Source organism: Telluria mixta (assembly GCF_029223865.1).
In the GTDB taxonomy this organism is placed as follows: Bacteria; Pseudomonadota; Gammaproteobacteria; order Burkholderiales; family Burkholderiaceae_D; genus Telluria; species Telluria mixta.
Genome location: NZ_CP119520.1, coordinates 1,882,382 through 1,907,743 on the forward strand (window position 1 = coordinate 1,882,382; position 25,362 = coordinate 1,907,743).

The 25,362-nt window shown below is 62.8% G+C and carries 20 protein-coding genes, 1 tRNA gene and 1 pseudogene; 7 read left to right on the forward strand and 15 right to left on the reverse strand.

Annotated features, from left to right (window positions below; genetic code table 11):
- The first annotated feature begins 42 nt into the window (after positions 1–42).
- Genes P0M04_RS08310 through P0M04_RS08320 form a run of 3 tightly spaced genes read left to right on the forward strand, consistent with a single transcriptional unit; the run spans position 43 to position 1,974 of the window.
- The gene (locus tag P0M04_RS08310) at positions 43–294 is read left to right on the forward strand and encodes an acyl carrier protein (protein ID WP_036231460.1); all 252 of its coding nucleotides are present in this window, start codon (positions 43–45) and stop codon (positions 292–294) included.
- On the forward strand, positions 291–1,142 hold the full coding sequence (locus tag P0M04_RS08315; protein ID WP_259448421.1) for a hydrolase 2, exosortase A system-associated: 852 nt from the start codon (positions 291–293) through the stop codon (positions 1,140–1,142). The genes P0M04_RS08310 and P0M04_RS08315 overlap by 4 nt, the downstream gene beginning before the upstream one ends.
- A complete protein-coding gene (locus tag P0M04_RS08320) occupies positions 1,132–1,974 on the forward strand; it encodes a hydrolase 1, exosortase A system-associated (protein ID WP_259448422.1) in 843 nt (280 codons plus the stop codon). Before P0M04_RS08315 ends, P0M04_RS08320 begins: the two co-directional genes overlap by 11 nt.
- Before the next feature lie 3 nt (positions 1,975–1,977).
- Here P0M04_RS08320 and P0M04_RS08325 read toward each other — a convergent pair whose 3' ends face one another.
- From P0M04_RS08325 to P0M04_RS08350, 6 genes and pseudogenes are all read right to left on the reverse strand, one after another.
- On the reverse strand, positions 1,978–3,414 hold the full coding sequence (locus tag P0M04_RS08325; RefSeq protein WP_259448423.1) for a right-handed parallel beta-helix repeat-containing protein: 1,437 nt from the start codon (positions 3,412–3,414) through the stop codon (positions 1,978–1,980).
- A pseudogene (gene prsR / locus P0M04_RS08330) lies at positions 3,411–4,761 on the reverse strand (PEP-CTERM-box response regulator transcription factor). The gene P0M04_RS08325 and the pseudogene prsR overlap by 4 nt, the downstream one beginning before the upstream one ends.
- A gap of 11 nt (positions 4,762–4,772) precedes the next feature.
- On the reverse strand, positions 4,773–6,875 hold the full coding sequence (gene prsK, locus P0M04_RS08335; protein WP_259448424.1) for an XrtA/PEP-CTERM system histidine kinase PrsK: 2,103 nt from the start codon (positions 6,873–6,875) through the stop codon (positions 4,773–4,775).
- A gap of 31 nt (positions 6,876–6,906) precedes the next feature.
- Positions 6,907–8,289 carry a TIGR03013 family XrtA/PEP-CTERM system glycosyltransferase gene (locus tag P0M04_RS08340; protein WP_259448425.1) on the reverse strand — a complete coding sequence of 461 codons (1,383 nt, stop codon included), beginning with the start codon at positions 8,287–8,289 and terminating at the stop codon, positions 6,907–6,909.
- Between the two features lie 479 nt (positions 8,290–8,768).
- Entirely contained in the window at positions 8,769–9,725 is a 957-nt protein-coding gene (locus P0M04_RS08345) for a glycosyltransferase family 2 protein (protein ID WP_281042392.1), read from the reverse strand.
- 140 nt (positions 9,726–9,865) lie between these two features.
- Positions 9,866–9,941, reverse strand: a tRNA-Arg gene (locus tag P0M04_RS08350).
- Positions 9,942–10,133: 192 nt separating this feature from the next.
- On the opposite strand from P0M04_RS08350, the gene P0M04_RS08355 reads away from it, so the two are divergent.
- The 3 genes from P0M04_RS08355 (at position 10,134) to P0M04_RS08365 (ending at position 14,443) form a co-directional block, all read left to right on the forward strand.
- The gene (locus P0M04_RS08355) at positions 10,134–11,030 is read left to right on the forward strand and encodes a c-type cytochrome (RefSeq protein ID WP_259448427.1); all 897 of its coding nucleotides are present in this window, start codon (positions 10,134–10,136) and stop codon (positions 11,028–11,030) included.
- Positions 11,031–11,157: 127 nt separating this feature from the next.
- Entirely contained in the window at positions 11,158–12,213 is a 1,056-nt protein-coding gene (locus tag P0M04_RS08360; RefSeq protein ID WP_259448428.1) for a right-handed parallel beta-helix repeat-containing protein, read from the forward strand.
- Between the two features lie 391 nt (positions 12,214–12,604).
- A complete protein-coding gene (locus tag P0M04_RS08365; RefSeq protein WP_259448429.1) occupies positions 12,605–14,443 on the forward strand; it encodes a hypothetical protein in 1,839 nt (612 codons plus the stop codon).
- Positions 14,444–14,513: 70 nt separating this feature from the next.
- Here the strand turns inward: P0M04_RS08365 and P0M04_RS08370 are convergent, their stop codons facing one another.
- Genes P0M04_RS08370 through P0M04_RS08385 form a run of 4 tightly spaced genes read right to left on the reverse strand, consistent with a single transcriptional unit; the run spans position 14,514 to position 15,622 of the window.
- On the reverse strand, positions 14,514–14,774 hold the full coding sequence (locus P0M04_RS08370; RefSeq protein WP_259448430.1) for a hypothetical protein: 261 nt from the start codon (positions 14,772–14,774) through the stop codon (positions 14,514–14,516).
- A gap of 24 nt (positions 14,775–14,798) precedes the next feature.
- A complete protein-coding gene (locus P0M04_RS08375) occupies positions 14,799–14,936 on the reverse strand; it encodes a transposase (RefSeq protein ID WP_259448431.1) in 138 nt (45 codons plus the stop codon).
- Between the two features lie 48 nt (positions 14,937–14,984).
- Complete coding sequence (locus P0M04_RS08380; RefSeq protein WP_259448432.1) at positions 14,985–15,302, reverse strand: hypothetical protein; 318 nt, start codon at positions 15,300–15,302, stop codon at positions 14,985–14,987.
- On the reverse strand, positions 15,281–15,622 hold the full coding sequence (locus P0M04_RS08385; protein ID WP_259448433.1) for a transposase domain-containing protein: 342 nt from the start codon (positions 15,620–15,622) through the stop codon (positions 15,281–15,283). The genes P0M04_RS08380 and P0M04_RS08385 overlap by 22 nt, the downstream gene beginning before the upstream one ends.
- A gap of 592 nt (positions 15,623–16,214) precedes the next feature.
- Between P0M04_RS08385 and P0M04_RS08390 the strand changes: the two genes are divergently transcribed.
- Positions 16,215–17,846 (forward strand): right-handed parallel beta-helix repeat-containing protein, encoded by a 1,632-nt coding sequence (locus tag P0M04_RS08390; RefSeq protein WP_259448434.1) that lies wholly within the window; start codon positions 16,215–16,217, stop codon positions 17,844–17,846.
- A 69-nt stretch (positions 17,847–17,915) separates the two neighbouring features.
- Here the strand turns inward: P0M04_RS08390 and P0M04_RS08395 are convergent.
- From P0M04_RS08395 to P0M04_RS08415, 5 genes are all read right to left on the reverse strand, one after another.
- Positions 17,916–19,285, reverse strand: a protein-coding gene (locus tag P0M04_RS08395) for an IS3 family transposase (RefSeq protein ID WP_371877261.1) whose coding sequence is annotated in 2 segments (ribosomal slippage) — positions 17,916–18,806 and positions 18,809–19,285 — 1,368 coding nt in all. Because the reading frame shifts where the segments join, the coding sequence is not laid out codon by codon here.
- A gap of 63 nt (positions 19,286–19,348) precedes the next feature.
- Positions 19,349–19,744, reverse strand: coding sequence for a GtrA family protein (locus P0M04_RS08400; protein ID WP_259448436.1), 396 nt, complete (start codon positions 19,742–19,744; stop codon positions 19,349–19,351).
- Entirely contained in the window at positions 19,741–20,739 is a 999-nt protein-coding gene (locus tag P0M04_RS08405; protein ID WP_259448437.1) for a glycosyltransferase family 2 protein, read from the reverse strand. Before P0M04_RS08405 ends, P0M04_RS08400 begins: the two co-directional genes overlap by 4 nt.
- A gap of 343 nt (positions 20,740–21,082) precedes the next feature.
- A complete protein-coding gene (locus P0M04_RS08410; protein ID WP_259448506.1) occupies positions 21,083–23,149 on the reverse strand; it encodes a M13 family metallopeptidase in 2,067 nt (688 codons plus the stop codon).
- Positions 23,150–23,253: 104 nt separating this feature from the next.
- The gene (locus P0M04_RS08415) at positions 23,254–25,284 is read right to left on the reverse strand and encodes a M13 family metallopeptidase (protein WP_281042393.1); all 2,031 of its coding nucleotides are present in this window, start codon (positions 25,282–25,284) and stop codon (positions 23,254–23,256) included.
- Positions 25,285–25,362: the final 78 nt, after the last annotated feature.

The window sequence follows — 25,362 nt, forward strand, 5'->3', positions numbered from 1 at the left end:
CGCCCCATCGGGGCGTGGCGTTTACTGAAGCGAATGACCATCATGACGTATCTCGACGAAGTCAAAGCGACCCTGATCGACGTGCTGAGCCTGGGCGATGCCGGCCAGCGGCTGAATGCCGACTCTCCCCTGCTGGGCAGCCTGCCCGAACTCGACTCGATGGCCGTCGTCAGCCTGATCGGCGCTCTCGAAGAGCGCTTCGGCATCGCCATCGACGACGACGACCTGAGCGCCAGCACCTTCGAAACCCTCGGCAGCCTGGCCGACTTCGTGGCGGCGAAACGCGCCGAATGACTCCGGATCGCGCCGGGGTGGACACGGAACCGTTCTTCCTCGGCAGCGGCGCGGACCGGCGCTTCTGCCTGTTCCACCGGCCCGCCGGCACCTGCCGCGGCGCCGTCCTGTACGTGCCGCCGTTCGCCGAAGAGCTCAACCGCACCCGCCGCATGGCCGCCCTCGGCGCACGCCGCCTGGCCGCGCACGGGTATGGCGTGCTGCAGATCGACCTGCTCGGCACCGGCGACAGTGCCGGCGACTTCGCGGACGCCCGCTGGGACCTGTGGAAGCAGGACCTGGACACGGGCGCCGCCTGGCTGCGCGCGCGTCTCGACGCCCCGCTCACGCTGTGGGGCCTGCGCCTCGGCGCCCTGCTTGCGCTGGACCATGCGCGCACGACGTCCGTCCCGCTCGCGCCGATGCTGCTGTGGCAACCGGTGGCCGCGGGATCCACGTACCTGACCCAGTTCCTGCGCCTGCGCACGGCGAACGCGATGCTGGGCGAGGATGCCGCCGCGCAGAGCGGCACGAAGGCGCTGCGTGCGGCGCTGCAGGCCGGGGAGACGCTGGAAATCGCCGGCTACGATCTCACGCCGGCACTGGCCCTGGCCATCGACGCCCTGCCCGCGCCCGACGCAATGATGCCGCCCGTGCCCGTGCACTGGTTCGAGGTGCTCGGTGCGCCGGGCCAGGCGCCTGGGCCGGCAGCTGCGCGCGTCAAGGCGGCCTGGGAAGCGCACGGCACACCCCTGCATGTGCACGCGGTGACGGGCGCGCCCTTCTGGGCCACGACGGGCATCTCGACTTGTCCCACCCTGCTCGACGCGACCGTCGGCGCCATCGAGGAGCGTGCCCATGTCGTATGACGAACGCGCCCTGGCGTTCCGCTGCGGCGGCGCGGCGCTGGTCGGCATCGCCAGCGTCCCCGCAGGAGAGTGTTCGCGCGGCGTGCTGGTCGTCGTCGGCGGTCCGCAGTACCGCGTCGGCAGCCACCGCCAGTTCGCCCTGCTGGCGCGCCACCTGGCGGAGAACGGCATCGCCGCCATGCGCTTCGATTATCGCGGCATGGGCGACAGCGACGGCGAAGAGCGCGATTTCGAAGCGATCCAGGACGACATCCGCGCCGCACTCGACGCCTTCATCGAGGCCGTGCCGGGCCTCACCGACGTCGTGCTGTGGGGCCTGTGCGACGGCGCGTCCGCGGCCGCGATGTATGCGCCGGGCGATGCGCGGGTGCGCGGCCTCGTGCTGTTGAATCCTTGGGTGCGCACGGACGACGGCGTCGCCCGCACGACGTTGAAACACCATTACCGCGACCGCCTGCGTAGCCCGGAATTCTGGCGCAAGCTGGCGCGCGGCCAGTTCGACTACGCGGGCTCGCTCACGTCGATGCTGAAACTCGTGCGCACGGCATTCGCGGGACGCCCGGCAGATCAGGGCGCGGCGGCCTCGCTGCCCGAGCGCATGCACCACGGCCTGCACGTGTTCACGGGCCACACGCTGCTCGTGATCGGTGGCGCCGACCTGACGGGCCGCGAATTCTGCGACGTGGCCGGCTCGAGCCCGGCCTGGAAGCGCCTGGTAGCTACGCCGCGCGTGTCGTGGCGCCGCATCGAGGATGCCGACCACACGTTCTCGCGCCGCGCCTGGCGCGACCAGGTGGCCGAGTGGACCCGCGAGTGGGTCGCGTCGTTGTGAAGCTCAGGGCTTTGCCAGGCACTCCGTAAAGCGGGCAAACGCCCCATAGACGGCGGGCGTGGCGCGCCCGGTGCCGCACAGGTCGAGCGCCCCCGCGGGCCGTTCTCCCTCATCCGCCGCGTCGCGCAGCGGCGCGCCGTCGCGCCACGTAAAATCGCCGGCTTCCGGCGCACGGAACAAACCCCGCACCGGATGGCTGCCGAGATAGGCGCGCCATAGCGGCGTCGCGCGGTTGTCGCCCAGGTGCACGATGCCGCCGTCGCGCCCGCGGATCGGACCGTCGACGAGGTTCCCGTCCACCACCGCGCTGCTGGCCGGATAGCGCACGTCGATGCCGGTCGTGTCGACGAGCGTGTTGTCGAGGACCTTGCTGCCGGCCGCTTCGTTCAGGTAGATACCCGCGTCGGAGCAGCCGACGATCAGGTTGGCGCGCAGGGTGCTGCCTTCCTGTTCGGTGATGCAGCGGCCGTCGCGGCAGAATTCCGTCCCCGTGCCGCCGCCGCCGAGCGACAGGCCGACGCGCTGCCCCGGCAGGCCGCGCAGCACCTGCTCGCACCACACGACGTTGCGCTCGAAGACGTTGTTCCTGCCGGCGCCCTTGGCGTAGGCACCGTAGCTGACCTGGTTGCCGTCGCGCTTGACGAAGTCGGTGATCAGGTTCGCGCGCACCGTCCAGCCGCTGGCCGTCACGATGTCGATCGGCGTCACCGGCTTCGTGGTCGCGCGTGCGTGCGTGGCGCTCAAGGTGGTGTGCTCGATCAGGCCGTCGTCCGGGAAGCGGCCGCCGGCCGCATTGATCTTGAAGTGCGCGTTGAAGTCGCGGATCGTGTTGTTGACGCTCGCGAAGTGATGGCCGTCGCCGATGACGTGGAAGGCGTGTTCGCAGTCGTCGTCGGCCGGGCATACGCCGTCGATGTTCAGGTTTTCGAAGCGCCAGTACGGCGCGCCGACGACGAAGCCTTCAAGCGTCTCGAGTTCGATATGCACGGTGCCCGGCTGCGCCGCGCGCACGACGATGGGCGCATCGGCCCGGCCGGGGCGCGGCACGTCGATGGCCTTGCCCTGCAACCGGTAGGTGCCCGGCGCCAGGGTGATGACGTCGCCCGGCGCCGCCTGCCGGAGTGCGGTGCGCAGCGCCTCCGGCGTCGTGACCTGGATGCCGGCGCCGTCCTGGCCGGCGGGCCGCTGCTGGGCGCCGGCGGCGAGTGCAAGCCGCGCCGGCGGCACGTCGGCGCTGCCCCGGTCGAGCGACGTCAGGATGGCGGCGACGCGGCGGCCCGTGTTCTCGATGAGCGGATTGTGGCCGCTGCTGCGTTTTTCGATGTACGGCGCGAGCGTGCGCGGCGCGTGCCCAAGATGGTCGATGGCGGCCAGCAGCACGCCGCCCGACACGACGGCGAGCACGCCCGCCGCCAGAAGGCCGCGGCGGATCGCCCTCACGCGCTGGCCTTGATGCCGTGGCGTCCCATCAGGTCGTACAGGGTGGGCCGGCTGACGCCCAGCATTTCCGACGCCTTGACGATGTTCCCGTCCGTGCGCGCGAGCGCGCGGGCGATGGCCTTGTACTCGGCTTCGTCGCGCACCTGGCGCAGGTTCAGCGGCTCTTCCTCGGCGCCCGTGTCGGGCAGGCCGAGATCGTCGGCGACGATGGTGTTCGCATCGGCCATGATGACGGCGCGCTTGATGCAGTTTTCCATCTCGCGCACGTTGCCGGGCCATTGGTAGGCTTCGATCGCGGCCAGCGCATCCGGCGCGAAGTGCAGCGACGAGCGCGACTCCTGCGCACAGAACTTGTTCTTGAAGTGATGCGCCAGCAGCGCGGCGTCGCCCTCGCGCTGGCGCAGCGGCGGGATCGTCACGACGATTTCCGACAGGCGGTAATACAAGTCTTCGCGGAAGCGGCCCTGCGCGCACAAGTCCTTCAGCTTCTGGTGCGTCGCGCAGACGATGCGCACGTCGACGGGGATCTCGTCATGGCCGCCGATGCGCTCGATCACGCGCTCCTGCAGGAAGCGCAGCAGCTTGGCCTGCAGCGCCATCGGCAGGTCGCCGACCTCGTCGAGGAAGAACGTGCCGCCGTGGGCCAGCTCCACCTTGCCCTTGGTCTGCTTGGCGGCACCCGTGAAGGCGCCCTTTTCGTAGCCGAACAACTCGCTCTCGAGCAGGTTTTCCGGAATCGCCGCGCAGTTGATCGCCATGAAGCGCTCCTTCGCGCGCGGCGACAGCGCGTGCCAGCACCTCCTTGCCGGTACCGGATTCGCCCAGCAGCATGACGGACGCGGACGTCGGCGCCACCTTCTCGATGGTGCGGCAGACTTTCGACATGCCCGGGTCGCGCGAGATCACGCCGGCCAGCGGCGAGTCGGCCTGCGACTGCTGCATGCGGCGGTTTTCCTGCTGCAGGTTGTGCAGGAAGAAGGCGCGCTGGATCACGAGGTTCAGCACCTCCGGATCGACCGGCTTCTGGTGGAAATCGTAGGCGCCCATGCCGATCGCCTTGACGGCGTTGGCATGGTCCTGGTTGCCCGTCAGGACGATCACGCGCGTGTCCGGCGCCAGCGCCAGGATCTGCTGCAAGGTGGCCAGGCCTTCGGTCGAGCCGTCCGGATCGGGCGGCAGGCCCAGGTCCATCGTGCAGACGGCCGGCTCGTGGCGGCGGATCTGCGCCAGCGCCGCCTCGCGGTCGCCGGCCACCACGACGTCGTACGCGTCCAGGCTCCAGCGCAGCTGCTTCTGCAGGCCCGGATCGTCTTCGATGATCAACAGCTTGGGTTTTTGTTGGGTCATGGTGTCTTCTTTCAGGCGATCGTCGCGGCGGCCGCAACGCGGTGCAGCGGCAGGACGACCTTGAACGTGGTGCCGAGCCCGGGTTGGCTGGTCACTTCCAGCGCCCCGCCCAGCTCAGTGATGTATTCGCGGCTCTCGAACACGCCGATGCCCATGCCGGCCGACTTGGTCGAGTCGAACGGCTTGAACAGGCGCTCGCGGATGAATTCTTCCGTCATGCCTTCGCCGGTGTCCGTGATCTCGATTTCGACGGCATTCTCGCGCCCGTCGGCCGGCCGGGCCACGCGGACCAACACGTTGCCGTCGCGCGGCGTGGCCTCGATCGCGTTCTGGATCAGGTGGCCGAGCACGCGCTCCAGGCGTTCGCGATCGGCCAGCACCCGCAAGTCCGCCTGCTCGACGAGCAGTTGCGGATGCGGCTCGAACGCGCTCTTGAGGGCCAGCGCCTGGCGCACGACGTCGTCGACGGCCAGCGGCTGCGGCTTCTCCGCATTCTCGCTGCGCGACAGCTTCTGCAGCAACAGCTTCATTTTCTGCACGGAGTGGTTCAGCGTCTCCAGCATGTCGCGCTGGAATTCCGGGTTGTCCTTGTGCTTCTCCGCGTTCGCGTTCATCAGCGACAGCTGGGCGACGAGGTTCTTCAGGTCGTGCACGACGAACGTCGACATGCGGTTGAACGACTCGAACTGGCGCGCCACCATCAGCGCGTTGGCCGCGTCTTCCTGCGCGAGGTAGCTGGCGGCCTGGCTGCCGGCGATCTCCAGCAGGTCGATGATTTCCCAGTTCAGCTTCACCGGGCTGCGCGCGCGCTGCAGCACGACGAAGCCGAACAGCTTTTCCTGCAGCATCAGCGGCACGACGAGCCAGCGGCGCGGGGCGTCCAGCAGCCATTCGGGCAATGCGAGACCTTCGTATTTGTCGGGGCGCGCGACGTATTCGTCGACGTCGACGACCCACTGCGTGCTTTCCAGGAAGCGGCAGAACGGCGCGTTGGCCGGCTCGGCCACGTGGGTATCGACCGTCGGCCAGCCCGCCATCACCGTGAAGCGGCCGCCGGCATCGCGCTGCCACAGCGTACCGCCGGGGCTTTCGACGAGGACGGCCAGCGCCTGGATCGCGCGCTCGCCCAGGTTCGGACCGCGCTCGGACAGCGTGCGCGTAAAACGCATCCACTCTTCGCGGTAATCGTAGTTGTAGCGGTAGAAGTGCTTGCTGATCGTGACCTTCAGCCAGGAGCGCGCCGTGCCGGAGAACAGGATCACGCCCAGCAGGGAGATGGCGCCGAACAGGAAGCCGGTCTGCATCACCGTGCCCCAGCTGCCGCCCACGTAGCGCAGGTAGTAGCCGACCGAGCCCATGGCCAGCAGGTAGATCGCGGAACCGAACAGCGCGGCCGAATGGAACACGACGCGGCGCGACACGGCGAACGACGTCGTCCACGACTTGCGGCGCGTGATCGACAGCGCGATCAGCGGCACGGTCAGCGCGTTGACGAAGCCGCGCGCCGTCCACAGGTCCGCGCTCAGTTTGCGGAACAGCAGCGCGTTGCTGTACATGTAGAAGTCGTAGGCGAACATGCCGCCGATGCCCAGGCAGACGAACTTGATCGCCCAGCGCTCTTCGATGGTCTTGTTGCGGTACACCTGCTCGACGAGCAGCATCCCGTACACGGACAGGCCGACGTAGCCGATCAGCAGGGGCAGGCCGAGCGCGGGCAGCAGGTCGTTGTTCCAGTGGGCGACGCCGACGCCGGCCAGCAGCAGCAGGTAGACGCATCCCGCCGCCAGCAGCGACGGGCGCGGTGCGGGGAAGCGCCCGAGGATCAGGCGCGAAGGCGTGCCTTCCGCTTCGCTGCGCCAGTCGCCGAGCAGGGCCACGAGGAACAGCGACCAAGAGCCGTCGCGCAGCACCTCGAGCGCGGCGGTGTCCGTGTTCCACAGGATCTCCCGGGCCGCGTCCAGGCCCAGCGCCGCGGCCCACACGGCCGTCGCCAGGCAGGCGACGCTCAGCGTGCCGCGCTGCGCACGGCCGTGCCAGCCCGACAGGACCGAGAGGCCCAGTACAAGGAAGCCGATGGCGGCCAGCGCGTAGCTGGAAGCAGCGATATTGATCACATTACTGGGCACGATGCGGCCGCAGGGAACATCAGCGTCCGCTGCGGAACAGGACGACCTTCAGGGTATCGATCAGGATCAGGACGTCCAGGAACAGGCTGTTGTTCTTCACGTAGTACAGATCGTACTGCAGCTTCTGCAGCGCGTCCTCGGCCGACGAGCCGTAGCCGTAGCGCACCTGGGCCCAACCGGTGATGCCCGGCTTGACGCTGTGGCGCACGTTGTAATACGGGACCACTTCGATCAGCTGGTCGACGAAGTACTGGCGCTCCGGGCGCGGGCCCACGAACGACATGTCGCCCTTGAGCACGTTGAGCACCTGCGGCAGCTCGTCGATACGCGTCTTGCGCATGAAGTTGCCGACGCGCGTGATGCGCGGGTCGTTCTGCTGCGCCCACTGCGGCTTGCCGCCCTTTTCCGCGTCGGTGCGCATGCTGCGGAATTTGTGGACGAAGAACCTGGCGCCGTCCTTGCCGACCCGTTCCTGCGAATAGAACACGGGACCGCTGTCTTCCAGCTTGACGGCCAGCGCCGCCAGCAGCATCAGCGGGAGCGTCAGCACCATGATGATCAGGCTGCAGACGATGTCGAAGCTGCGCTTCATGAACGTACGCACGAAGCTCTGGTCGAAGCCGCCGCCGAACACGAGCCACGACGGCTGCAGCGAGTCGACGCGGATCTGGCAGGTCTCGCGCTCGAAGAAGGTGGCGGCATCCGTGACCTTGAAGCCCTGCAGCTTGCACTCGAGCAGATCCTTGATGGGGAAGCCGCCACGGCGGTTCTGCACGGAGACAACGATTTCCTCGACGTTGTACTGGCGCGCCAGCGCGACGAGCGATTCGCCCTCGCGCGACTTCAGGAGACTGGTCGATGGCACGCACAGTTCTTCGGTCGGCGTCGGCACGAAGCCGGCGATGTTGTAGCGGTGGTAGCTGGTGCTCTGCATGGCCAGGTCGCTGCATTCCTTGGCGAGCGGGCCGCTGCCCAGGAACAGGATGCGGGTTTCCAGGAAGCGCAGTTCGGACGACTTGAAGAACACCATGCGCGCCAGGAAGATGCCGCCGGCGGCGAGGCCGAACACGAGCGCCATGATGCCGCGGCCGAAATACAGGTCCGGCGCCACGTAGAACACCAGCGTCAGGATCAGGAAGCCCATCAGGAACGAGGGCATCAGCTTCATGAAGAACGGATGGCGCAGGCCTTCGTTGAAGTCGAGCTGATACATGCCCATTGCGCTCATGCTGAAGATGATCGCGGCGGTAAAGGCGATGGCGGATGTAAAGAAATGATGGTCGAGATTGGGCAGGGCCGCGTTCTGCCCCAGCTCCATGAACCGCACCGTCGCGCCGATGTAGGCTGCGCCAAGCAGCACCAACACTTCGACGAACAGCAGGACGAATACGATCTTCGACACATAGTGATTAGAAATCCTAAGCACAATTGCCTCCGGTGTAGCTGTTATTGCTGACTTGCACAACCAATGATTGAACCGGGATACGCGCGGGCGTTCCCGAAAGTTTTTGACTCAAGGAAATAAGATAGGGCCAAGGATAGCCAGGAACTGTCATTTTCATCATTGCATGCAAAACGGCAAGGCTCGGGGTCCAAGCGACCTGCCCTCGGCACGACCCATCGAATAGTCACGGCATCCGCAGCTGCGGATGCCGGCGATACATATTACAAACGCCAGAGGCAGTAGCCCGCCTCGCGGATCCCGTTCGGATCGAACTGGGCCTTGACGTCGATGATAATAACATTTTATCGATTACAAGTTAGCAACAAGACATACCGTGCGCATGAATCGAAACGCTCCGAGAACAGCAGAATAAGTGGCTGCGGTCTAAACAGGCAAGCAATACCTTGTCTTGACGCTCTGGAGTGTTGTAAGCATGGTTATTGAACGCTCGTAACTTGTCGTAATGCTATGCTTTCCGGGTAGGCGGCGCCGCTGCCGGCGTCGAGATCGAGGAAAGCGGCGCGGCCGGTCTTGCTGCGCTCGCGGTTGGCCAGGACGGTCGCCTTGTCGATGCCGGCCAGCAGCCGGATCTTGGCCAGCTGCAGCTTGACGTCGTGAATATTCACGCGTGCCAGCGCATAGCCGAGGTGGGCAAACACCGAGATCCACTCGCGCCCGAAGGAGAACTGCGTGTTCGGGTTCGAGCTACGTGCGATGACTTCGCGCCGGAAGGTTTCGCCGGATTCGAAGAATTTGCTGGGGGGACGCTGTTCGCGGTCGTGATAGATGCGCGACGTGGGCAGGACGCCCAGTTTCAGTTTGTGGAACTGCAGGCGCTGCGTGTAATTGTCGTCCTCGCCGTAATGGAAGAACGACGGGCTGAAGCCGCCCACTTTTTCCAGGCACTCGCGCGTCACCAGCCAGGCGGCGGCATTCACGAAGCCGACGTCGTACACGTCCTTCAGGCGGCCGAGGAAAAGGTCCGAGTACAGGCTCCGGCACTTGTTCGGCGCGATGTAATTCGAAAAGCCGTAATCGAGGCCGTCACCGGCGCCGTTCAGGTGCATCGGGCTGATGACGCCGTAGGCCGGATGCCGCTGGTGCGCCTCGACGAGTTTTTGCACTGCGTCCGGATCGATCCAGGCGTCCTGGTTGAGCAGGAACACATAGTCCGCACCGCGCCGGTACGCCAGTTCCATGCCGATGTTGTTGGCCTTGCCGAACCCGTGGTTCTTTCCGGTATCGACGACCTCCACTTCCGGATACTCGGCCGCGATGCGCGCCAGCGTGTCGTCCTTCGAGCCATTGTCGATCACGATCGTGTGCAGCGGCACGGTCGACTTGCGCAGGCTGGAAAAGCACGGGGTCACCCACTTGGATCCGTTGTAGGTCACTATGACCACAAAAACCTTGGCGCTCATCGTTGTCCTCTTTGAAATGGCTGGAAAATCTGTTGCAGTGTCGAATGTTGACACATTTGCAGCAAATCCGAAAGGAAACGGACACTGTCGCGTGCGAGGGGGAAAGGAAGGGATGGCGCGGCTGGCGGGGATCGAACCCACGACCCTTGGCTTCGGAGGCCAATACTCTATCCACTGAGCTACAGCCGCGCTGGAGGAAGCGATGCGAAGGATACAGTCTTTCCCGGGCGTCGTCTATGGCAACCGTCCGCTCCAGTGGGAAATTGCGTTTCCACCAAGTGTCTTTGGGTCTATAATCGCCCGGCGGCATTGCATATAAATAAGTATTCCACGTATTCCGCAGGGCAGAAGCAGGTTTTTTTAATTTGTATTAAGGAAATCATGAGCGACGCGCACAACGAACACCAATCCTTCATCCGGACCCCCAAGCAACTGATCATCGCAGTGGCTGGTTTTTTCCTGGTCATCGTCATCGGCATCATCCTGCTGGTGATCTTTGCCACCAACAAGCCCCTGGGTGGCGCCGGGTCCGAAAGCCAGAGCGCCCAAGCCGTCGCGGCGCGCGTGCGTCCGGTGGCCGAGGAAGGGTTTGCGTTCAAGGACGCGAACGCGCCGAAGGTCCTGCAATCGGGCCAGGCCGTGTATAACGCCACGTGCGTCGCCTGCCACGGTTCGGGCGCGGCAGGCGCGCCGAAGGTTGGCGACGCGGGCGGCTGGGGCGCCCGCATCGCCCAGGGCTACGACACCCTCGTCCAGCACGCCGTACAAGGCATCCGCGCCATGCCGGCCAAGGGCGGCAATCCCGATCTCGACGACATCGAAGTCGCCCGCGCGGTGGTCTATATGGCCAACCAGTCGGGCGCCAAGTTCAAGGAGCCGGAAGCACCGGCGGCAGGCGCCCAGGCGCCGGCCCAGGCTGCAACTGCACCGGCAGCGCCCGCCGCGCCGGCACCGGCCCAACCGGCGGCAACGCCGGGTACGCCCCCGGTCGCGGGCGCGATCGCAACCCCGGCCGTGGCCGGTAACAACGAGGCCGGCAAGGCCCTGTTCAATACAGCCTGCACGGCCTGCCACACCGCCGGCATCGCCGGCGCGCCCAAGATCGGCGACAAGGCCGCGTGGGCACCGCGCATTGCCCAAGGTAACAATACGCTGTACGAGCATGCCATCAAGGGCTTCCAGGGCAAGGCCGGTATGATGCCGCCGAAGGGTGGCTCGACGGCACCCGATGCGGACGTGAAAGCCGCCGTCGACTACATGGTCGCGGCCGCGAAGTAAGCCGAGAAAACCGTCCCGCGGGACGGTTTTTTCATGGATCAGAGAAGGAATCGACGTGTCACTGTTGTTCATCCCCGTAACGCGCAAACCGGTGTTCTCCCTTGCCTTCGCGACGCTGCTGCTGGCCATGGCCGGCGGCGCCAGCGCCGCCACGCTGTCGGTCGGTCCTGGCAAGAGTTATGTGGCGCCTTGCGCCGCCATCGCGGCCGCCAAGGATGGCGACACCATCGAGATCGTCGGCGACTGGACGTACAGTGGCGACGTCTGCGCAGTCGCGCGCAACAATCTGATCATCCGCGGCGTGCAGGGGCGCCCCATCATTGACGCCGCCGGACAACAGTTTGGCAACAAGGGGACCTGGGTCGTCACCGGTAACAACGTCACGGTCGAGAACGTGGAGATGCTGGGCTCGAAGGTCAGGGACCGCAACGGCGCGGCGCTGCGTCTCGAAGGAACGAATTTTACGTTGCGCCAGGCCTTCATTCACGACAACGAAAACGGCATCCTGAGCGGAGCAAACCGCAACAGCACCATCGTGATCGAGCACAGCGAGTTCGGTCACAACGGCTACGGCGATGGCCAGTCGCACAACCTGTATATCGGCAACGCCAAAAGTCTGATCTTCCGTTACAACTATTCGCATGACGCTATCATCGGCCACGACCTCAAGTCGCGTGCGATGTACAACATGATCGCGTACAATCGCTTCTCCAGCACCCCGCCGGGCCGTCCCGGCAGCACGGCCAGCGGCAAGCCATCGTACGAAATCGACCTGCCGAGCGCCGGCACGTCTTACATCATTGGCAACGTGATCGAACAGCCGGCTATCAACGACAATTCGAGCCTGGTGGCCTATGGCGTAGAAGGACCGACGAATCCGGGGCAGGATTTGTACGTCATCAATAATACGTTCATCAATGACTTTACCGCCGGCATGTTCCTGTTTATTAGCGACAAGGTCTCGACGCCCGCCCTCCTCCAGAACAACGTATTTGCCGGCCCCGGCACCTTGACGTCGCAAGCCAGCGCCGTCCAGAAAGACAACCGCCGGCTGGAAAAGCCGGGCTTCATCGACCGTACCGGCGTCACTCTGCGGCCACTGGTCAACGAGATGGTCCTGAAAGCCGGCCCTGCCGCAGATCCGTGGACGAGCGGCGCGGATTCCAAAGCCCGTCCGCGCTGATGCTTATACGCAACACTTCCCGCAGCTAAGCATTTTTTTGCTGACTTTCCTCAAAAAAGTGTATCCCCCGCGATTCATGCACGTACGCTAACACCTCTTGCAAAATTTTAACTGTTGGTTTGTTGCCTCGAGAACTATGAGTTTCATAGGGCAAATAAAGTTGAGTTGAGGAAACGCAAACGACGGGAGACCGAATACAATTTTCAGGATGTCATGAAGGTGGAATTTTTGGCATGAATAATGCTGAGCAAAACGGCAACCGTTTTATTCCACATCTTTTTAATTGAACAATTCTTGTTACACGCCGTTACAAAGTGCGGATGGGAAACCTCGTATTCTGCATCTTGCTCGTGGGAATCACTTCCCATACAGAAACTTTACGAGGAATCTCATGCACACTTTGCGTAACCATTCACGCCTGGCTGCCACCGTTCTGATGGCTTTCGCAGGTGTAACCTCTGCTTCCGCAGCCACGTTATCGGTCGGCCCTGGCAAACCGTATGCAAAACCCTGCGCCGCGATCGCCGCGGCCAAGGATGGCGACGTCATCGAAATCACGGGCAACACGACCTACAGCGGCGACGTCTGCAGCATCAATAGTAATAACCTGACAATCCGCGGCGTCAACGGCCGTCCGAAGATCGATGCGGCCGGCAAGAACGCCGCCGCCAAGGGAATCTGGGTCGTCAACGGCAACAACCTGACGGTCGACAACGTCGAGATGTACGGCGCGAAAGTCATGGACGGCAACGGCGCCGCCTTCCGCCTGCAGGGCACGGGTTTCACGCTACGTAACGCGTTCATCCACGACAACGAGAACGGCATCCTGGCCAATGCCAATGTTAACAGCGACATCCTGATCGAATACTCCGAGTTCGGCCACAATGGCCGCGGCGACGGCCAGACGCACAACCTGTACATTGGCCACGTGAAGAGCCTCACGTTCCGCTACAGCTATTCGCACGATGCGAACGTCGGCCACAACCTGAAGTCGCGCGCGGACACGAACATGATTGCATACAGCCGCTTCTCGAGCACGTCGCCGGGCGAGACGAGCAGCACGGCCTCGGGCCAGCCGTCGTACGAAATCGACCTGCCGAGCGCTGGTACGTCCTACATCATCGGCAACGTCATCGAGCAGCCCGCCGCCAACCAGAACTCGGCCATGGTGGCCTACGGCGAGGAAGGCCCGACCAGTGCAGGCACCGACCTGTACGTCGTCAACAACACCTTCCTGAACAACTACTCCGACGGCCTGTTCGTGTGGGTCAGCGCCAAGGTCACGACCCCTGCGCTGATCCAGAACAACATTTTTGGCGGCATCGGTACCCTAACCTCGCAGGCCAGCGCCGTCCAGAAGTCCAACTACCGATCGGTGGCGCCGGGCTTCGTCGATCGCGCCAAATGGGATCTGCACCCGACCGCCAGCGCGCTCGTGATCAATGCCGCCACGGATCCGGGCAAATCGGCCAAGGGCGTGTCGCTGGCCCCGGTCGCACAATACAAGGCCATGGCGTCCGGCGAAGCCCGTCCGGTGGCCGGCCAGTTGGACATCGGCGCCTATGAAGCGACGGGCGACGCGGCGAAGGCGGCACCGGTGACCTGGACGGCCTGCGGCAACGAAGGTTCGACCTGCTCGTTCAGCGGCATCCGTGAAGTCCGCTTCGGCGCCAACGGAATGTATACTTCGAAAGTGGTCACCGGCTCAACCCCGTGCACGACCGCCGCGCTCGGCGATCCGATCAAAGGCGTTGTCAAGACGTGCAGCTACTCCAGCGCGCTCTCGACCGTGACGACGGGCACGGGCACGGGCCCGGCGTGGATCCCGTGCGCTGGCGAAGGGGGCATGTGCTCGTTCAGCGGCACCCGTCAAGTCCGCTACGGCGCCGGCACGTCGTTCGCGACCACGACCGTCACCGGTTCCATCTTCTGTTCGAACACCGTGTTCGGCGACCCTGCGAACGGCCAGCTGAAGACCTGCAGCTACTCCAGCAACACGGTCACGCCGACAGCTACCCAACCGGTGTCCACGGCGGCAGGTTCCACGTCGGACGGCTGGACGACGTGCGCGGCGGAAGGCGGCGTCTGCACGGTGACGGGCACGCGTCAGGTCCGTTACGGCGCCAATGGCTTCTATGCGACCAAGACCGTGACCGGTTCGGTTGCGTGCACGAATGCCGTGTTCGGCGACCCGGCTTACAAGCTCGTCAAGTCGTGCAGCTATAAATAATTTCTCGGAAGTCCTAATAAAAAACGCGGCCTTGTGCCTAATGCCAGTCAGTTAAGCTGACTGGCATTTTTTATTGGATATTTGTTTCTGGCAGGTTTGACGACACGTGGATAGGAGCGTATTCGGCGCTCTGGTAACAGATAGGCGTGTGCCTGCTGGCGCAGCCAGGCAAGCCGCTTGGGGAACGTGCCGGCGTTTGCAAGGGCCAGTGGTAAAGCGCGGTGGTGATGGCCAGAGCCAGCCATTGGAAGCTCAGACGTTGTGGGGGGACATGCAGTTCGTCGGCCATCTGGGCGATTTCATGGCGTAGCAAATTGTAGGCAGTGAACATGCCCCAGACTTCCTGGCGTACCAGTTATGGCAACTTGCTGCGCAGTGTCATTGTTTTCTTCAGCATACCTTGCTTGATTTCTCTGAAGCCCAGTTCGATCTCCCAGCGCTGCATGTGGTGCGCGGCGATCTCGCGCGCAGGAAAGCGTCGCGCATCGCGCATGGAGGTAAGGAATTGACGGGGCTGCCCTCCAACCATGCATTTGATGAGTCATGCCTCCCAATGGGATGGCAGATCCGGACGCTGTCGCCGTGCTTGGGGTGAGACAGGCAAACGGACCAGATGGTCGTCAGGTGCGAACTGATGAAGGACTTCGTGGCGCAATCCCTTCCTGGCCCGCATGAGCCAATGCCTCTGTTGTCCCTCCCGTTGCCAGTCGAGCAGAAAAGCGGCTGAGAAATAGGCGCGGTCGAAGATGGTCAGCGAGTCATCCGCAACCGCTTTCATGAGCGGTTTGGCAAAGCTGAGTTCACCCGTGCGGTAGTCGCCAAATTCGGCGGCGCGGATCAGGTGGGTATAGGTATCCAAGCGGCTTCACCGAGCCGCTCACGTCCGGCCACCGCCGCGCTGGGCACCGGTACACTCGGTGTCGGCCCATCGGCCATATCGAGTTGTTGCGCGATGTGCCAGATCGGTTCATCGCGAAACAGGGCCAGGCCGATGACCAGCCAGACCATGCGCTCGGCGGGCAAACGGCGGCGGCGCAAGGACACCGTCCCCGTTTGCTGCAAGGCTTCGTCGATCCATGTTGGATCGATCATGCTGGCAAAACGTTCGAACTCATGCGATGCCAGCTCAGCCGCATAGTCCAGGTCAAGTTGGAGAGCCATAATAAAAAACGGATTCACGTTGCACGTGAATCCGTTTTAGCTCTTGGCGCCAGCAGGTCAATGCCTCACATTTTGTGGCGCGAAAGTCGCATTATTTGTACGCAATTACTCTGAGTACAACCTTTTGTCAGAAAATAGTTTCCAGGCCTGAACTTTTTCTGTACATTCCACGAACGTGTTGATTGTTGGTAAAAAATTTTTTCAAAAAAATGCAGCGTGAACGCAACATTTGCTTGATTTCGAAAAATTTTTTTTGTAGTCATTACGACAACGGTCAGCCGCTCGGCACTTGCTAGGCAGATATGCATATTGTCGTTCTGATTCTGTCGAAAAATTTTCCACTGGAAATTACATTCCATAGGGAAAAACCGTAAAAAAACGGTTTCAAGCCTCCTTTTTCTTGCATCGAATGCTAGAAAAAGCGACCATAAAATGTTCTTTTACTCTACTAAATAAGGCTAAAAGGAACATTAATTAGCCTCTTTTCAGGCTTGCCGTTCTGTTATTTTCGGTTACACTTCGTTACAAACCGTCGATCTCAAACCTCGTATTCTGCAACTTTCCAGCAGGCACAACTGCTGACAGGCAATCTGCTTACGAGGACATCGACATGCAACAAACCGCATCGCGCAACACCCAATTCTCCGCTTCGCACCTGGCTGCTGCCGTCCTGATGGCGTTTGCAGGTGTGACCACTGCTTCCGCAGCGACGCTGTCGGTTGGCCCGGGCAAGACCTACGCCAAGCCGTGCGCCGCGATCGCCGCCGCCAAGGATGGCGACGTCATCGAAATCACCGGCAACACCACGTATAGCGGCGACGTCTGCTACATCATGCGCAACAACCTGACCATCCGCGGCGTCAACGGTCGTCCGAAGATCGACGCAGCCGGCAAGAATGCTGGTGGCAAGGGCATCTGGGTCGTCGACGGCAACAACCTGACCGTGGACAACGTCGAGATGTATGGCGCGAAAGTGCCGGACGCGAACGGCGCCGCTTTCCGCCTCGAAGCTGCCGGTTTCACGCTGCGTAACTCGTTCCTCCACGACAACCAGAACGGTATCCTGGCCAACGCCAACGTTAACAGCGACGTCCTGATCGAGTACACCGAGTTCGGTCACAACGGCGCAGGCGACGGCCAGTCGCACAACCTGTACATCGGCCACGTGAAGAGCCTCACGTTCCGCTACAACTTCTCGCACGACGCCAACGTCGGCCACAATCTGAAGTCGCGCGCCGAAACGAACATGATCGCGTACAACCGCTTCTCGAGCCTGAACGCGGGCGAGACGGGCAGCACCGCCGCCGGCAAGCCGTCCTACGAGATCGACCTGCCGAACGCCGGTACGTCCTACATCATCGGCAACATCATCCAGCAGCCGGCGTCGTCCTCGAACTCGGGCATGGTCGCCTACGGCGAAGAAGGCGCCACCAACAGCGCCAGCGACCTGTACGTGATCAACAACACGTTCCTGAACGACTACGCCAGCGGCGGTACGTTCCTGTTCGTCGGTAGCAAGGTGCCGACTGCGGCCGTGGCCCAGAACAATATCTTTGCCGGCGTGGGCACGTTCAGCACGCAGGCATCGACGGTCGACAAGACGAACTACCGTTCGGCTTCGCCGAGCTTCGCGAACCGCGCCGCTTACGACCTGCATCCGGTCGGCAGCGCGCTGGTGATCGATGCCGGTTCGGATCCGGGCGTGTCGGCCAAGGGCGTGTCGCTGAAGGCTGTCGCGCAGTACAAGGCCGTAGCCAACGGCGAAGCGCGTCCGGCAGTCGGCCAGATCGACATCGGCGCGTACGAATCGCTCACCGCACCGACGACGAGCACGACGTCCTGGACGGCCTGCGGCAACGAAGGTTCGACCTGCTCGTTCAGCGGTACCCGTGAAGTCCGCTTCGGCGCGAACGGTGTGTACACGTCGAAAACGATCACCGCATCGACCCCGTGCACGACCGCCGTGTTCGGCGATCCGATCCGCGGCGTCGTCAAATCGTGCAGCTACGCCGGCACGACCACGACGACGACCACGCCGGAAACCAGCACGCCGACCTTCACGGCCTGCGCCAGCGAAGGCGGCACCTGCTCCTTCACCGGCAAGCGTGAAGTCCGCTACGGCACCAGCACGATCTACACCTCGAAGGTCGTGACCGGTCCGGTAGCCTGCTCCAACACCGTGTTCGGCGACCCGGCACGCGGTCAGGTCAAGTCCTGCTCCTACTCGAGCGTGACGCAGTAATCGCGTCACCCGCACCATAAAAAAGGCCGCTCGCATGAACTGACCCCGTAAAGTTGGACGGTTAGTTTGCTAGGCAGCCAAGGCCTGAGTTCTGTATTGCACAGGGCTCAGGCCTTTTAGTTTGAGCTTGATACGGTCGTGATTGTAATAATGGATGTACTCAACGAGGCCGTCCCGTAACGCATCGACGCTGTCGAATTTGTTCAGGTAGAAGAACTCGGACTTGAGCACACCGAAGAAGCTTTCCATGGCTGCATTGTCATGGCAGTTGCCCTTGCGCGACATGCTCTGCACGAGTTCCCGCTCCCGAAGCTGATGCTGGTAAGCCGGCATCCGATACTGCCATCCCTGGTCGCTGTGAAGCAGTGGCTTCTCATGAGGCTGTAGCCTGGCCAAAGCCTTCTTGAGCATTGAGCTCACCATGTCGAAGACGGGACGCTTGTTCATTTCGAAGGAAATGATTTCGCCGTTGTACAGGTCCAGCACGGGCGAGAGGTACAGCTTCTCGCCGGCGACGTTGAACTCGGTCACGTCCGTCACCCACTTCCGATTGGCGGCATCGGCCTGGAATTGGCGCTGCAGCTCGTTGGGCGCAGCTTGCCCTACTTCGCCCTTGAACGAGCGGTACTTCTTTGGTCGCACGAGAGATTTCAGCCCCAGTAATCCCATCAGACGCTGGACGAGTTTATGGTTGACTGGACTGCCTGACTGGCGAACCGCGGCGGTGACGCGTCGGTAGCCATAGCGCCCCTTGTGGCGTTCGAAGACCGCTTTGATTGTCTCTTTCAGCTGCCCGTACTTGTCTTCCTGTCGCAGCAAACCCTGCTGGTAATAAAAGGTGCTGCGCGGTAGCTGCGCCAGCTTAAGCAAACTGGCGATCGGGTACTGCTGCCTTAGTTCTTGCACTACTTGCGCTTTTTCCGCGGTGCTTGCTTTGGCCGGGCTTGAACTAAGGCTTGCAACTTTTTTACGTACGCTAGCTCCATCCGCAGCTGGTTCACCTCGGCCAGCAAATCCTCGCGGCTGCGCTTGTCGTCATCCGGTGCCTGATCCGGTTTGCTTGTCTCTGACGCCGTCATCGGCCTGGGTCTTCCTCTACGGCGTGGTTCCAACGCCTCTATGCCGCCCTCCCGGTACGCACGCTCCCACATGCTAACCATCGCATAGTTGCGAATATCGAATCTGGCGGCAGTTTGATTAATCGAGAGCAGATTTTCCCACATGTGCTGCAACACAGACAGCTTGTACTCAGCGCTGTATCCGCTCGATTTCTTGCGCAGACCCGCCCCGCCGTGGAGTTGGTAGGCCGCGACCCACCGCTGCAGAATGACATGACTACTTAATCCGTGACGTCTTCCGATCGCACGATAGCCTTCAGATGTGTCCGACAAACAGTCCTGGACGACGGCGAACTTGAACTCTTCGCTGTACTTGGCCATGAAAAAACCCCAAAAGTTGGTGTCCAACTTTTGGGGTTCAGTTCATCGCAGCGGCCTCTTTTTTCATTGCGTGACGCGCCGCTCGGCGAACACCGCGCGCTTGGAAATCACGAAATTGAACATCAGCGCCACCGCCGACCCGGCCACGACGCCGAGGAACAGGTTCAGCGTGCTGTGGTCGGTGAACCAGAGCCAGGCCTGGTAGACGGCCACGTTGATGAAGCCGCCCACGCCGGTGAACGCCAGATACTGCAGCCACTCGCGCACGGAGCCGGCGTCCTGCTTCACGAACGTGAAGTGGCGGTTGACCTTCCACGTGACCGTCGCGGCCACGAGGAACGACACGATGCGTCCGCTCGTGGGGCCTAAGCCGAGTCCCTTGACAACGGCGTACAGCACGCCGAAGTCGGTCACGAAACCGAGGGCGCCGACGATGCAGAAACGGAAGAACTGCTTCAAGCCTTTTTCTCGCGCGTGGCCCCGACCGACGGCACGGTCAGGTAGGCCAGGCGCTTCATCTCGCGCCGGCCGTGGGTAACGGTGTCGAGCACGAGGCCGCAGGTGAGCGCCAGGAAGGCCAGCAGCATGATGCTGGCGGCCAGCACGGCGGTCGGCAGGCGCGGCACCAGGCCCGTCTCAAGGTAGGTCACGATCACGGGGATCGACAGGCCGATCGACACCAGCGCCAGCAGCCCGAACAGGACCGAGAAGAACAACAGCGGCCGCTCGTTCTTGAACAGCTTCGTGATCATGAGCAGGATGCGGAAACCGTCGCGGTACGTCGACAACTTGCTCGTCGACCCTTCCAGGCGCGCGCCGTACGGCGTATCCAGTTCGCCGATCGGCATGCGCAGCTGCAGTGCGTGCACGGTCAGTTCGGTCTCGGTCTCGAAGCCGTTCGACAGGGCCGGGAACGATTTCACGTAGCGGCGCGAGAACACGCGGTAGCCCGACAGGATGTCGGTGAAGCGGTTACCGAACAGGTGCGCGACGAAGCCCGTGAACAGGGCATTGCCGAAGCGGTGCCCCGCGCGGTAGGCGGCTTCCTCGGAATCGACGCGGCAGCCGACGACCATGTCGAGGTTTTCCTCGACGAGCTTGGCGATCAGCGCGGGGGCGCTCGCGGCGTCATAAGTGATGTCGCCGTCGCACATCAGGTAGATGTCGGCGTCGATGTCGGCAAACATGCGGCGCACGACGTTGCCCTTGCCCTGCAGGGTTTCGGCGCGCACGATGGCGCCGGCGGCGACGGCCACCTCGGACGTGCGGTCTTTGGAATTGTTGTCGTAGACGTAGATCCGCGCCTGCGGCAGTTCGCGCCGGAAGCCTTCGACGACGGCGCCGATGGCGGCCTCCTCGTTATAGCACGGCAGGATCACCGCGATGTCGAGGCCGGCATAGGCGGCACGCGCCGCTTCGATCGGCAATACGTTGGTGTTCAGGGTGGAAGGCATGCTGCGTCCTCGCTGCTGGTGCTGTTACTGTAACGGATGAACGATGATCACTGGAATTTGGTGAGCGCCGTCGCCTCGGCCGGCACGCCCATGCGAAGAGTTTTCAATAAGACAACTTTTTGAACTCTAACACACTTATAGTATTTTTAAGACTACGTGAGCTATTTTGTTGTATTAAAAATAACAAACTACGTCGGACTCGCTCATGCAAAAACAATATTTACAACATTTATCGCATAAAATAATTATCTTTAAAGAAATTAAATTTGGATGAATAATCTGGTCTTACAAAAAAAACGCCGCCCACGCGTGGGGCGGCGACTGCCGGCGTTTTGTTAGGGCATTACCAGATGATCACGCGCTCCTTCGGCGCCAGGTACATCTTGTCGCCCTGCTTGACCTTGAAGGCGTCGTAGAAGCCCGGCTGGTTGCGCAGCGTGCCGTTGGCGCGGAACTGGCCCGGCGAGTGCGGGTCGGTCTTCACCTGCACGATCTGCTGCTGTTCGCGCATCTTGGTGCGCCATACCTGGGCCCAGCCCATGTACAGGCGCTGTTCACCCGTCAGGCCCTCGATCACCGGCGCCTTCTTGCCCTTCAAGGAAATCTTGTAGGCTTTATAGGCGATCGCGAGACCCGAGTTGTCGGCGATGTTCTCGCCCAGGGTCAGTTCGCCGTTCACGTGGTAGCCCTTGATCGGCTCGAACTGGTTGTACTGGTTGACCAGCATCTTGGTCTTGGCCTCGAAGTTCTTGTGGTCGGCCGCGGTCCACCAGTCGCGCAGGTTGCCGTCGCCGTCGTACTGGGCGCCTTGGTCGTCGAAGCCGTGGCTGATCTCGTGGCCGATCACGGCGCCGATGCCGCCGTAGTTCACGGCATCATCCGCATTGGCGTCGAAGAACGGCGGCTGCAGGATCGCGGCCGGGAACACGATCTCGTTCATCTCCGGGTTGTAGTACGCGTTGATGGTCTGCGGCGTCATGCCCCACTCGTCGCGGTCGATCGGCTTGCCGAGTTTGTTCAGCTCGCGGTTGTACTCGACATCGCGCGAGCGCATCACGTTGCCCACCAGGTCGTCACGCGACACGACGAGCGCCGAGTAATCCTTCCACTTGTTCGGGTAGCCGATCTTCGGCGTGAACTTGGCCAGCTTGGCCTGCGCTTCCTTCTTGGTGGCCGGCGACATCCAGTCCAGCTTGTCGATGCTCTGCTTGTAGGCGACCAGCAGGTTCTTGACCAGCGCTTCCATGCGCGCCTTGCGCTCCGGCGGGAAGTACTCGCCCACGTACAGCTTGCCCAGCGACTCGCCCTGCGAACGCTCGATCGCGCCCACGCCACGCTTCCAGCGCGGTTCCTGCTCCTTCACGCCCGACAGTGTCTTGCCGTAGAAGTCGAAGCGCTCGTCGACGAAGGCCTTGTTCAGGTAGCTCGCGTACGCGTCCACCAGGTGCATCGTCAGGTAGGCCTTCCAGGTGTCCAGCGAGGTCTTGTTGGAGATCTCGGCGAAGCCTTTCAGGTAGGTCGGCTGGCTGACGATCACATAGGTCGTCTTGCCGGCGATGCCGGTGGCCTGCAGGTAGCCGTTCCAGTCGTAGTCCGGCGCGACCTTGCCCATGTCGGCCAGCGGCACCTTGTTGTAGGCCTTGATCGGGTCGCGCAGTTCGACCTTGGTCCACTGCACCTTCGCCAGTTCCGTCTCGAAGTCGACGATGGCCTTCGCGTTGGCGGCGGCGTTCTTGTCGCCGGCCAGCGCGAGCGTCTTCTCGACGTGCGTCAGGTACTTCGCCTTCGCGTCGGCCAGCTTGGCGTCGTCCGCCTTCAGGTAGTAGTCGCGGTCGGGCATGCCCAGGCCGCTCTGGTAGATGTCGGCGACGTACTTGGTCGAATCCTTGTTGTCCTGGTGGATGCCGAAGTCGTACGGCACGTTCACGCCGATCTTGCCCAGGTGTGCCAGCAGCGCGGGCAGCTCGGACTTGTCCTTCAGCGCCGCGATCTTCGCGAGTTCGCCGTTCAGCGGCGTGATGCCCAGCTGCTCCAGCTTCGCTTCGTCCATGAAGCTGGCGTAGTAATCGCCGATGCGCTGGGCGTCGGTGCCCTTGGCCGGGTTGCCGGCGGCGGCTTTCTCGATGATGCCGCGCAGCTGCGGCAGCGTGTCGTCGCGCAGCTTGGCGAACGAACCCCAGCTCGATTTGTCGGCCGGGATCTCGACCGTCTTCATCCACTTGCCGTTCAGGTATTCATAGAAATCGTCCTGCGGGCGGACCGCCGGCTCGATGTATTCGGTGGCGATGCCGGCCGACAGGGTCTGGCCCTTCTTGATGGCCGTGTTCTTGGCGGCGGCGCCTTCCGCCGCATGGCCGGCGTTGGCAAGCAGCGCCAGGGTCAGGGCGCTCAACAGGGTGTGCTTCTTCATCATCTCTTCATCTCCCTCGGGTTGTTATGGGTGGGATGGTGGGGCCGGCGGGGGTACCGCCGTCCCTGATTATCGCTGATGGCGACGGGTTTGTTTCAAAATCGTTACCAGATCGTGACGCGCTGCTCCGGCGGCAAATACATCTTGTCGCCTTCCTTCACGCCGAACGCCTCGTAGAACGCGGCCTGGTTGCGCAAGGTGCCGTTGGCGCGGAACTGGCCCGGCGAGTGCGGGTCGGTCTTCACCTGCACGATCTGCTGCGCCTCGCGCATCTTCGAGCGCCACACCTGCGCCCAGCCCATGAAGAAGCGCTGGTCGCCGGTAAGGCCGTCGATGACGGGCGCCTGCTGGCCGTGCAATGAGATCTTGTAGGCTTTATAGGCGATGGCGAGACCGGAGTTGTCGCCGATGTTCTCGCCCAGCGTGAGGGCGCCGTTGACGTGGTAGCCCGGCAGCGGCTCGAAGGCGTCGTACTGCTTGACCAGCATGTCCGTCTTGGCCTTGAAGCGCGCCTGGTCCTCTGCCGTCCACCAGTTGCGCAAATTGCCCTCGCCGTCCGACTGGCTGCCCTTGTCGTCGAAGCCGTGGCCGATCTCGTGGCCGATCACGGCGCCGATGCCGCCGTAGTTCACGGCGTCGTCCGCGTCCGCATCGAAGAACGGCGGCTGCAGGATCGCGGCCGGGAACACGATCTCGTTCATGCGCGAGTTGTAGTAGGCGTTCACCGTCTGCGGCGTCATGCCCCACTCTTCGCGGTCGATCGGCTTGCCCAGCTTGTCGATGTTGCGGTTGTAGGCGAAGGTCGCGGCGCGCATCACGTTGCCGACCAGGTCATCCTTCCTGACGGCCAGGCGGGAATAATCGCGCCATTTGTTCGGGTAGCCGATCTTCGGCGTGAACTTCGCCAGCTTGGCCTGGGCTTCCTTCTTCGTCTCCGCACCCATCCAGTCCAGTTGGTCGATCGATTCCCTGTACGCGGCGAGGACGTTCTTGACGAGTTCCTCCATGCGCGCCTTGCGCTCCGGCGGGAAGTATTTGGCCACGTATTCGCGGCCCAGCGCCTCGCCCAGCGCGCCTTCGACGACGGACACGCCGATCTTCCAGCGCGGACGGTTGACGTCCGCACCGGTCAGCGTCTTGCCGTAGAAATCGAAATCCGCGTCGACGAACGCCTTCGACAGGTAAGGCGCGTATTCGCGCAGCAGCTGCCACTGGAAATAGGCCTTGACGGTCTCGATGTCGGTGGCGGCGAGAAGCTTGTCGAAGCCCTGCAGGTAGGTCGGCTGGCCGACGATCACGTAGTCGACCTTGTTGCCCACGCCGGCGGCGCCCAGCGCCGTCTTCCAGTCGTAGCCCGGCGTCAGCGCCGTGAGCTGCGCCACGTCCATCCTGTTGTAGTTCTTGTTCGGGTCACGCAGTTCGACCTTCGTCCACTGCACCTTCGCCAGTTCCGTCTCGAACGCGACGATCACTTTCGCCTTCGCGTCGGCATCCTTGTCGCCGGCCAGTTGCAGGATCTGCGCGACGTGCCGTTCGTACTTCGCCTTGGCCGCGGCCATCTTGGCGTCGTCCGCCTTCAGGTAGTAGTCGCGGTCCGGCATGCCGAGGCCGCCCTGGCGGATGTAGGTGGCGTACTTCGTCGACGCTTTCGCATCCTGCGCCACGCTGATGCCATACGGCGTCGCGACGCCGATCTTCGACAGGTGCGCGATCAGGTCGGGCACGCCCTTCTTGTCCTTCAGCGTCCGGATGCGCGCCAGCTCGCCCGTAAGCGGCTTGTAGCCCAGCGTCTCGAGCTTCTTCTCGTCCATGAAGCTCGTGTACAGGTCGGCGATCTTTTGCGCATCGGTGCCGGCCTTCTTGTGCGGGTCCTTCTGGTCCGCTTCGATGATGCCGAGGAGCTGCGGCTGCGTATCCTCGCGCAGCTTCATGAAGGTGCCCCAGCTCGAACGGTCGGCGGGAATCTCGGTCGTCTTGAGCCACTTGCCGTTCAGGTAAGTGAAGAAATCGTCCTGCACGCGTACGCTCGGGTCGATGTATTGCGTGTCGATGCCGGCGCGGTCCGCTGTGGATGCCGCAGTTGCAAATGTGGCCAGCATGGAGAGGGTCAGGGTGGAGAGAAGGTATCGTTTCACGAGGGGTTCCTTGTGTGCTGCAAATGCGGCTTGTGGCCATCGGCGAATGTAACACGGCCCGGTGTGCCGATACACCGG

What these genes read in the sequence shown, in the direction of transcription:
- P0M04_RS08370 (WP_259448430.1), bottom strand. Translation starts at nt 14,774, where the DNA reads ATGTTCACTGCCTACAATTTGCTACGCCATGAAATCGCCCAGATGGCC.
- P0M04_RS08375 (WP_259448431.1), bottom strand. Translation starts at nt 14,936, where the DNA reads ATGCGCGATGCGCGACGCTTTCCTGCGCGCGAGATCGCCGCGCACCAC.
- P0M04_RS08315 (WP_259448421.1), top strand. Translation starts at nt 291, where the DNA reads ATGACTCCGGATCGCGCCGGGGTGGACACGGAACCGTTCTTCCTCGGC.
- P0M04_RS08365 (WP_259448429.1), top strand. Translation starts at nt 12,605, where the DNA reads ATGCACACTTTGCGTAACCATTCACGCCTGGCTGCCACCGTTCTGATG.
- P0M04_RS08310 (WP_036231460.1), top strand. Translation starts at nt 43, where the DNA reads ATGACGTATCTCGACGAAGTCAAAGCGACCCTGATCGACGTGCTGAGC.
- P0M04_RS08355 (WP_259448427.1), top strand. Translation starts at nt 10,134, where the DNA reads ATGAGCGACGCGCACAACGAACACCAATCCTTCATCCGGACCCCCAAG.
- P0M04_RS08410 (WP_259448506.1), bottom strand. Translation starts at nt 23,149, where the DNA reads ATGAAGAAGCACACCCTGTTGAGCGCCCTGACCCTGGCGCTGCTTGCC.
- P0M04_RS08320 (WP_259448422.1), top strand. Translation starts at nt 1,132, where the DNA reads ATGTCGTATGACGAACGCGCCCTGGCGTTCCGCTGCGGCGGCGCGGCG.
- P0M04_RS08390 (WP_259448434.1), top strand. Translation starts at nt 16,215, where the DNA reads ATGCAACAAACCGCATCGCGCAACACCCAATTCTCCGCTTCGCACCTG.
- P0M04_RS08360 (WP_259448428.1), top strand. Translation starts at nt 11,158, where the DNA reads ATGGCCGGCGGCGCCAGCGCCGCCACGCTGTCGGTCGGTCCTGGCAAG.
- P0M04_RS08405 (WP_259448437.1), bottom strand. Translation starts at nt 20,739, where the DNA reads ATGCCTTCCACCCTGAACACCAACGTATTGCCGATCGAAGCGGCGCGT.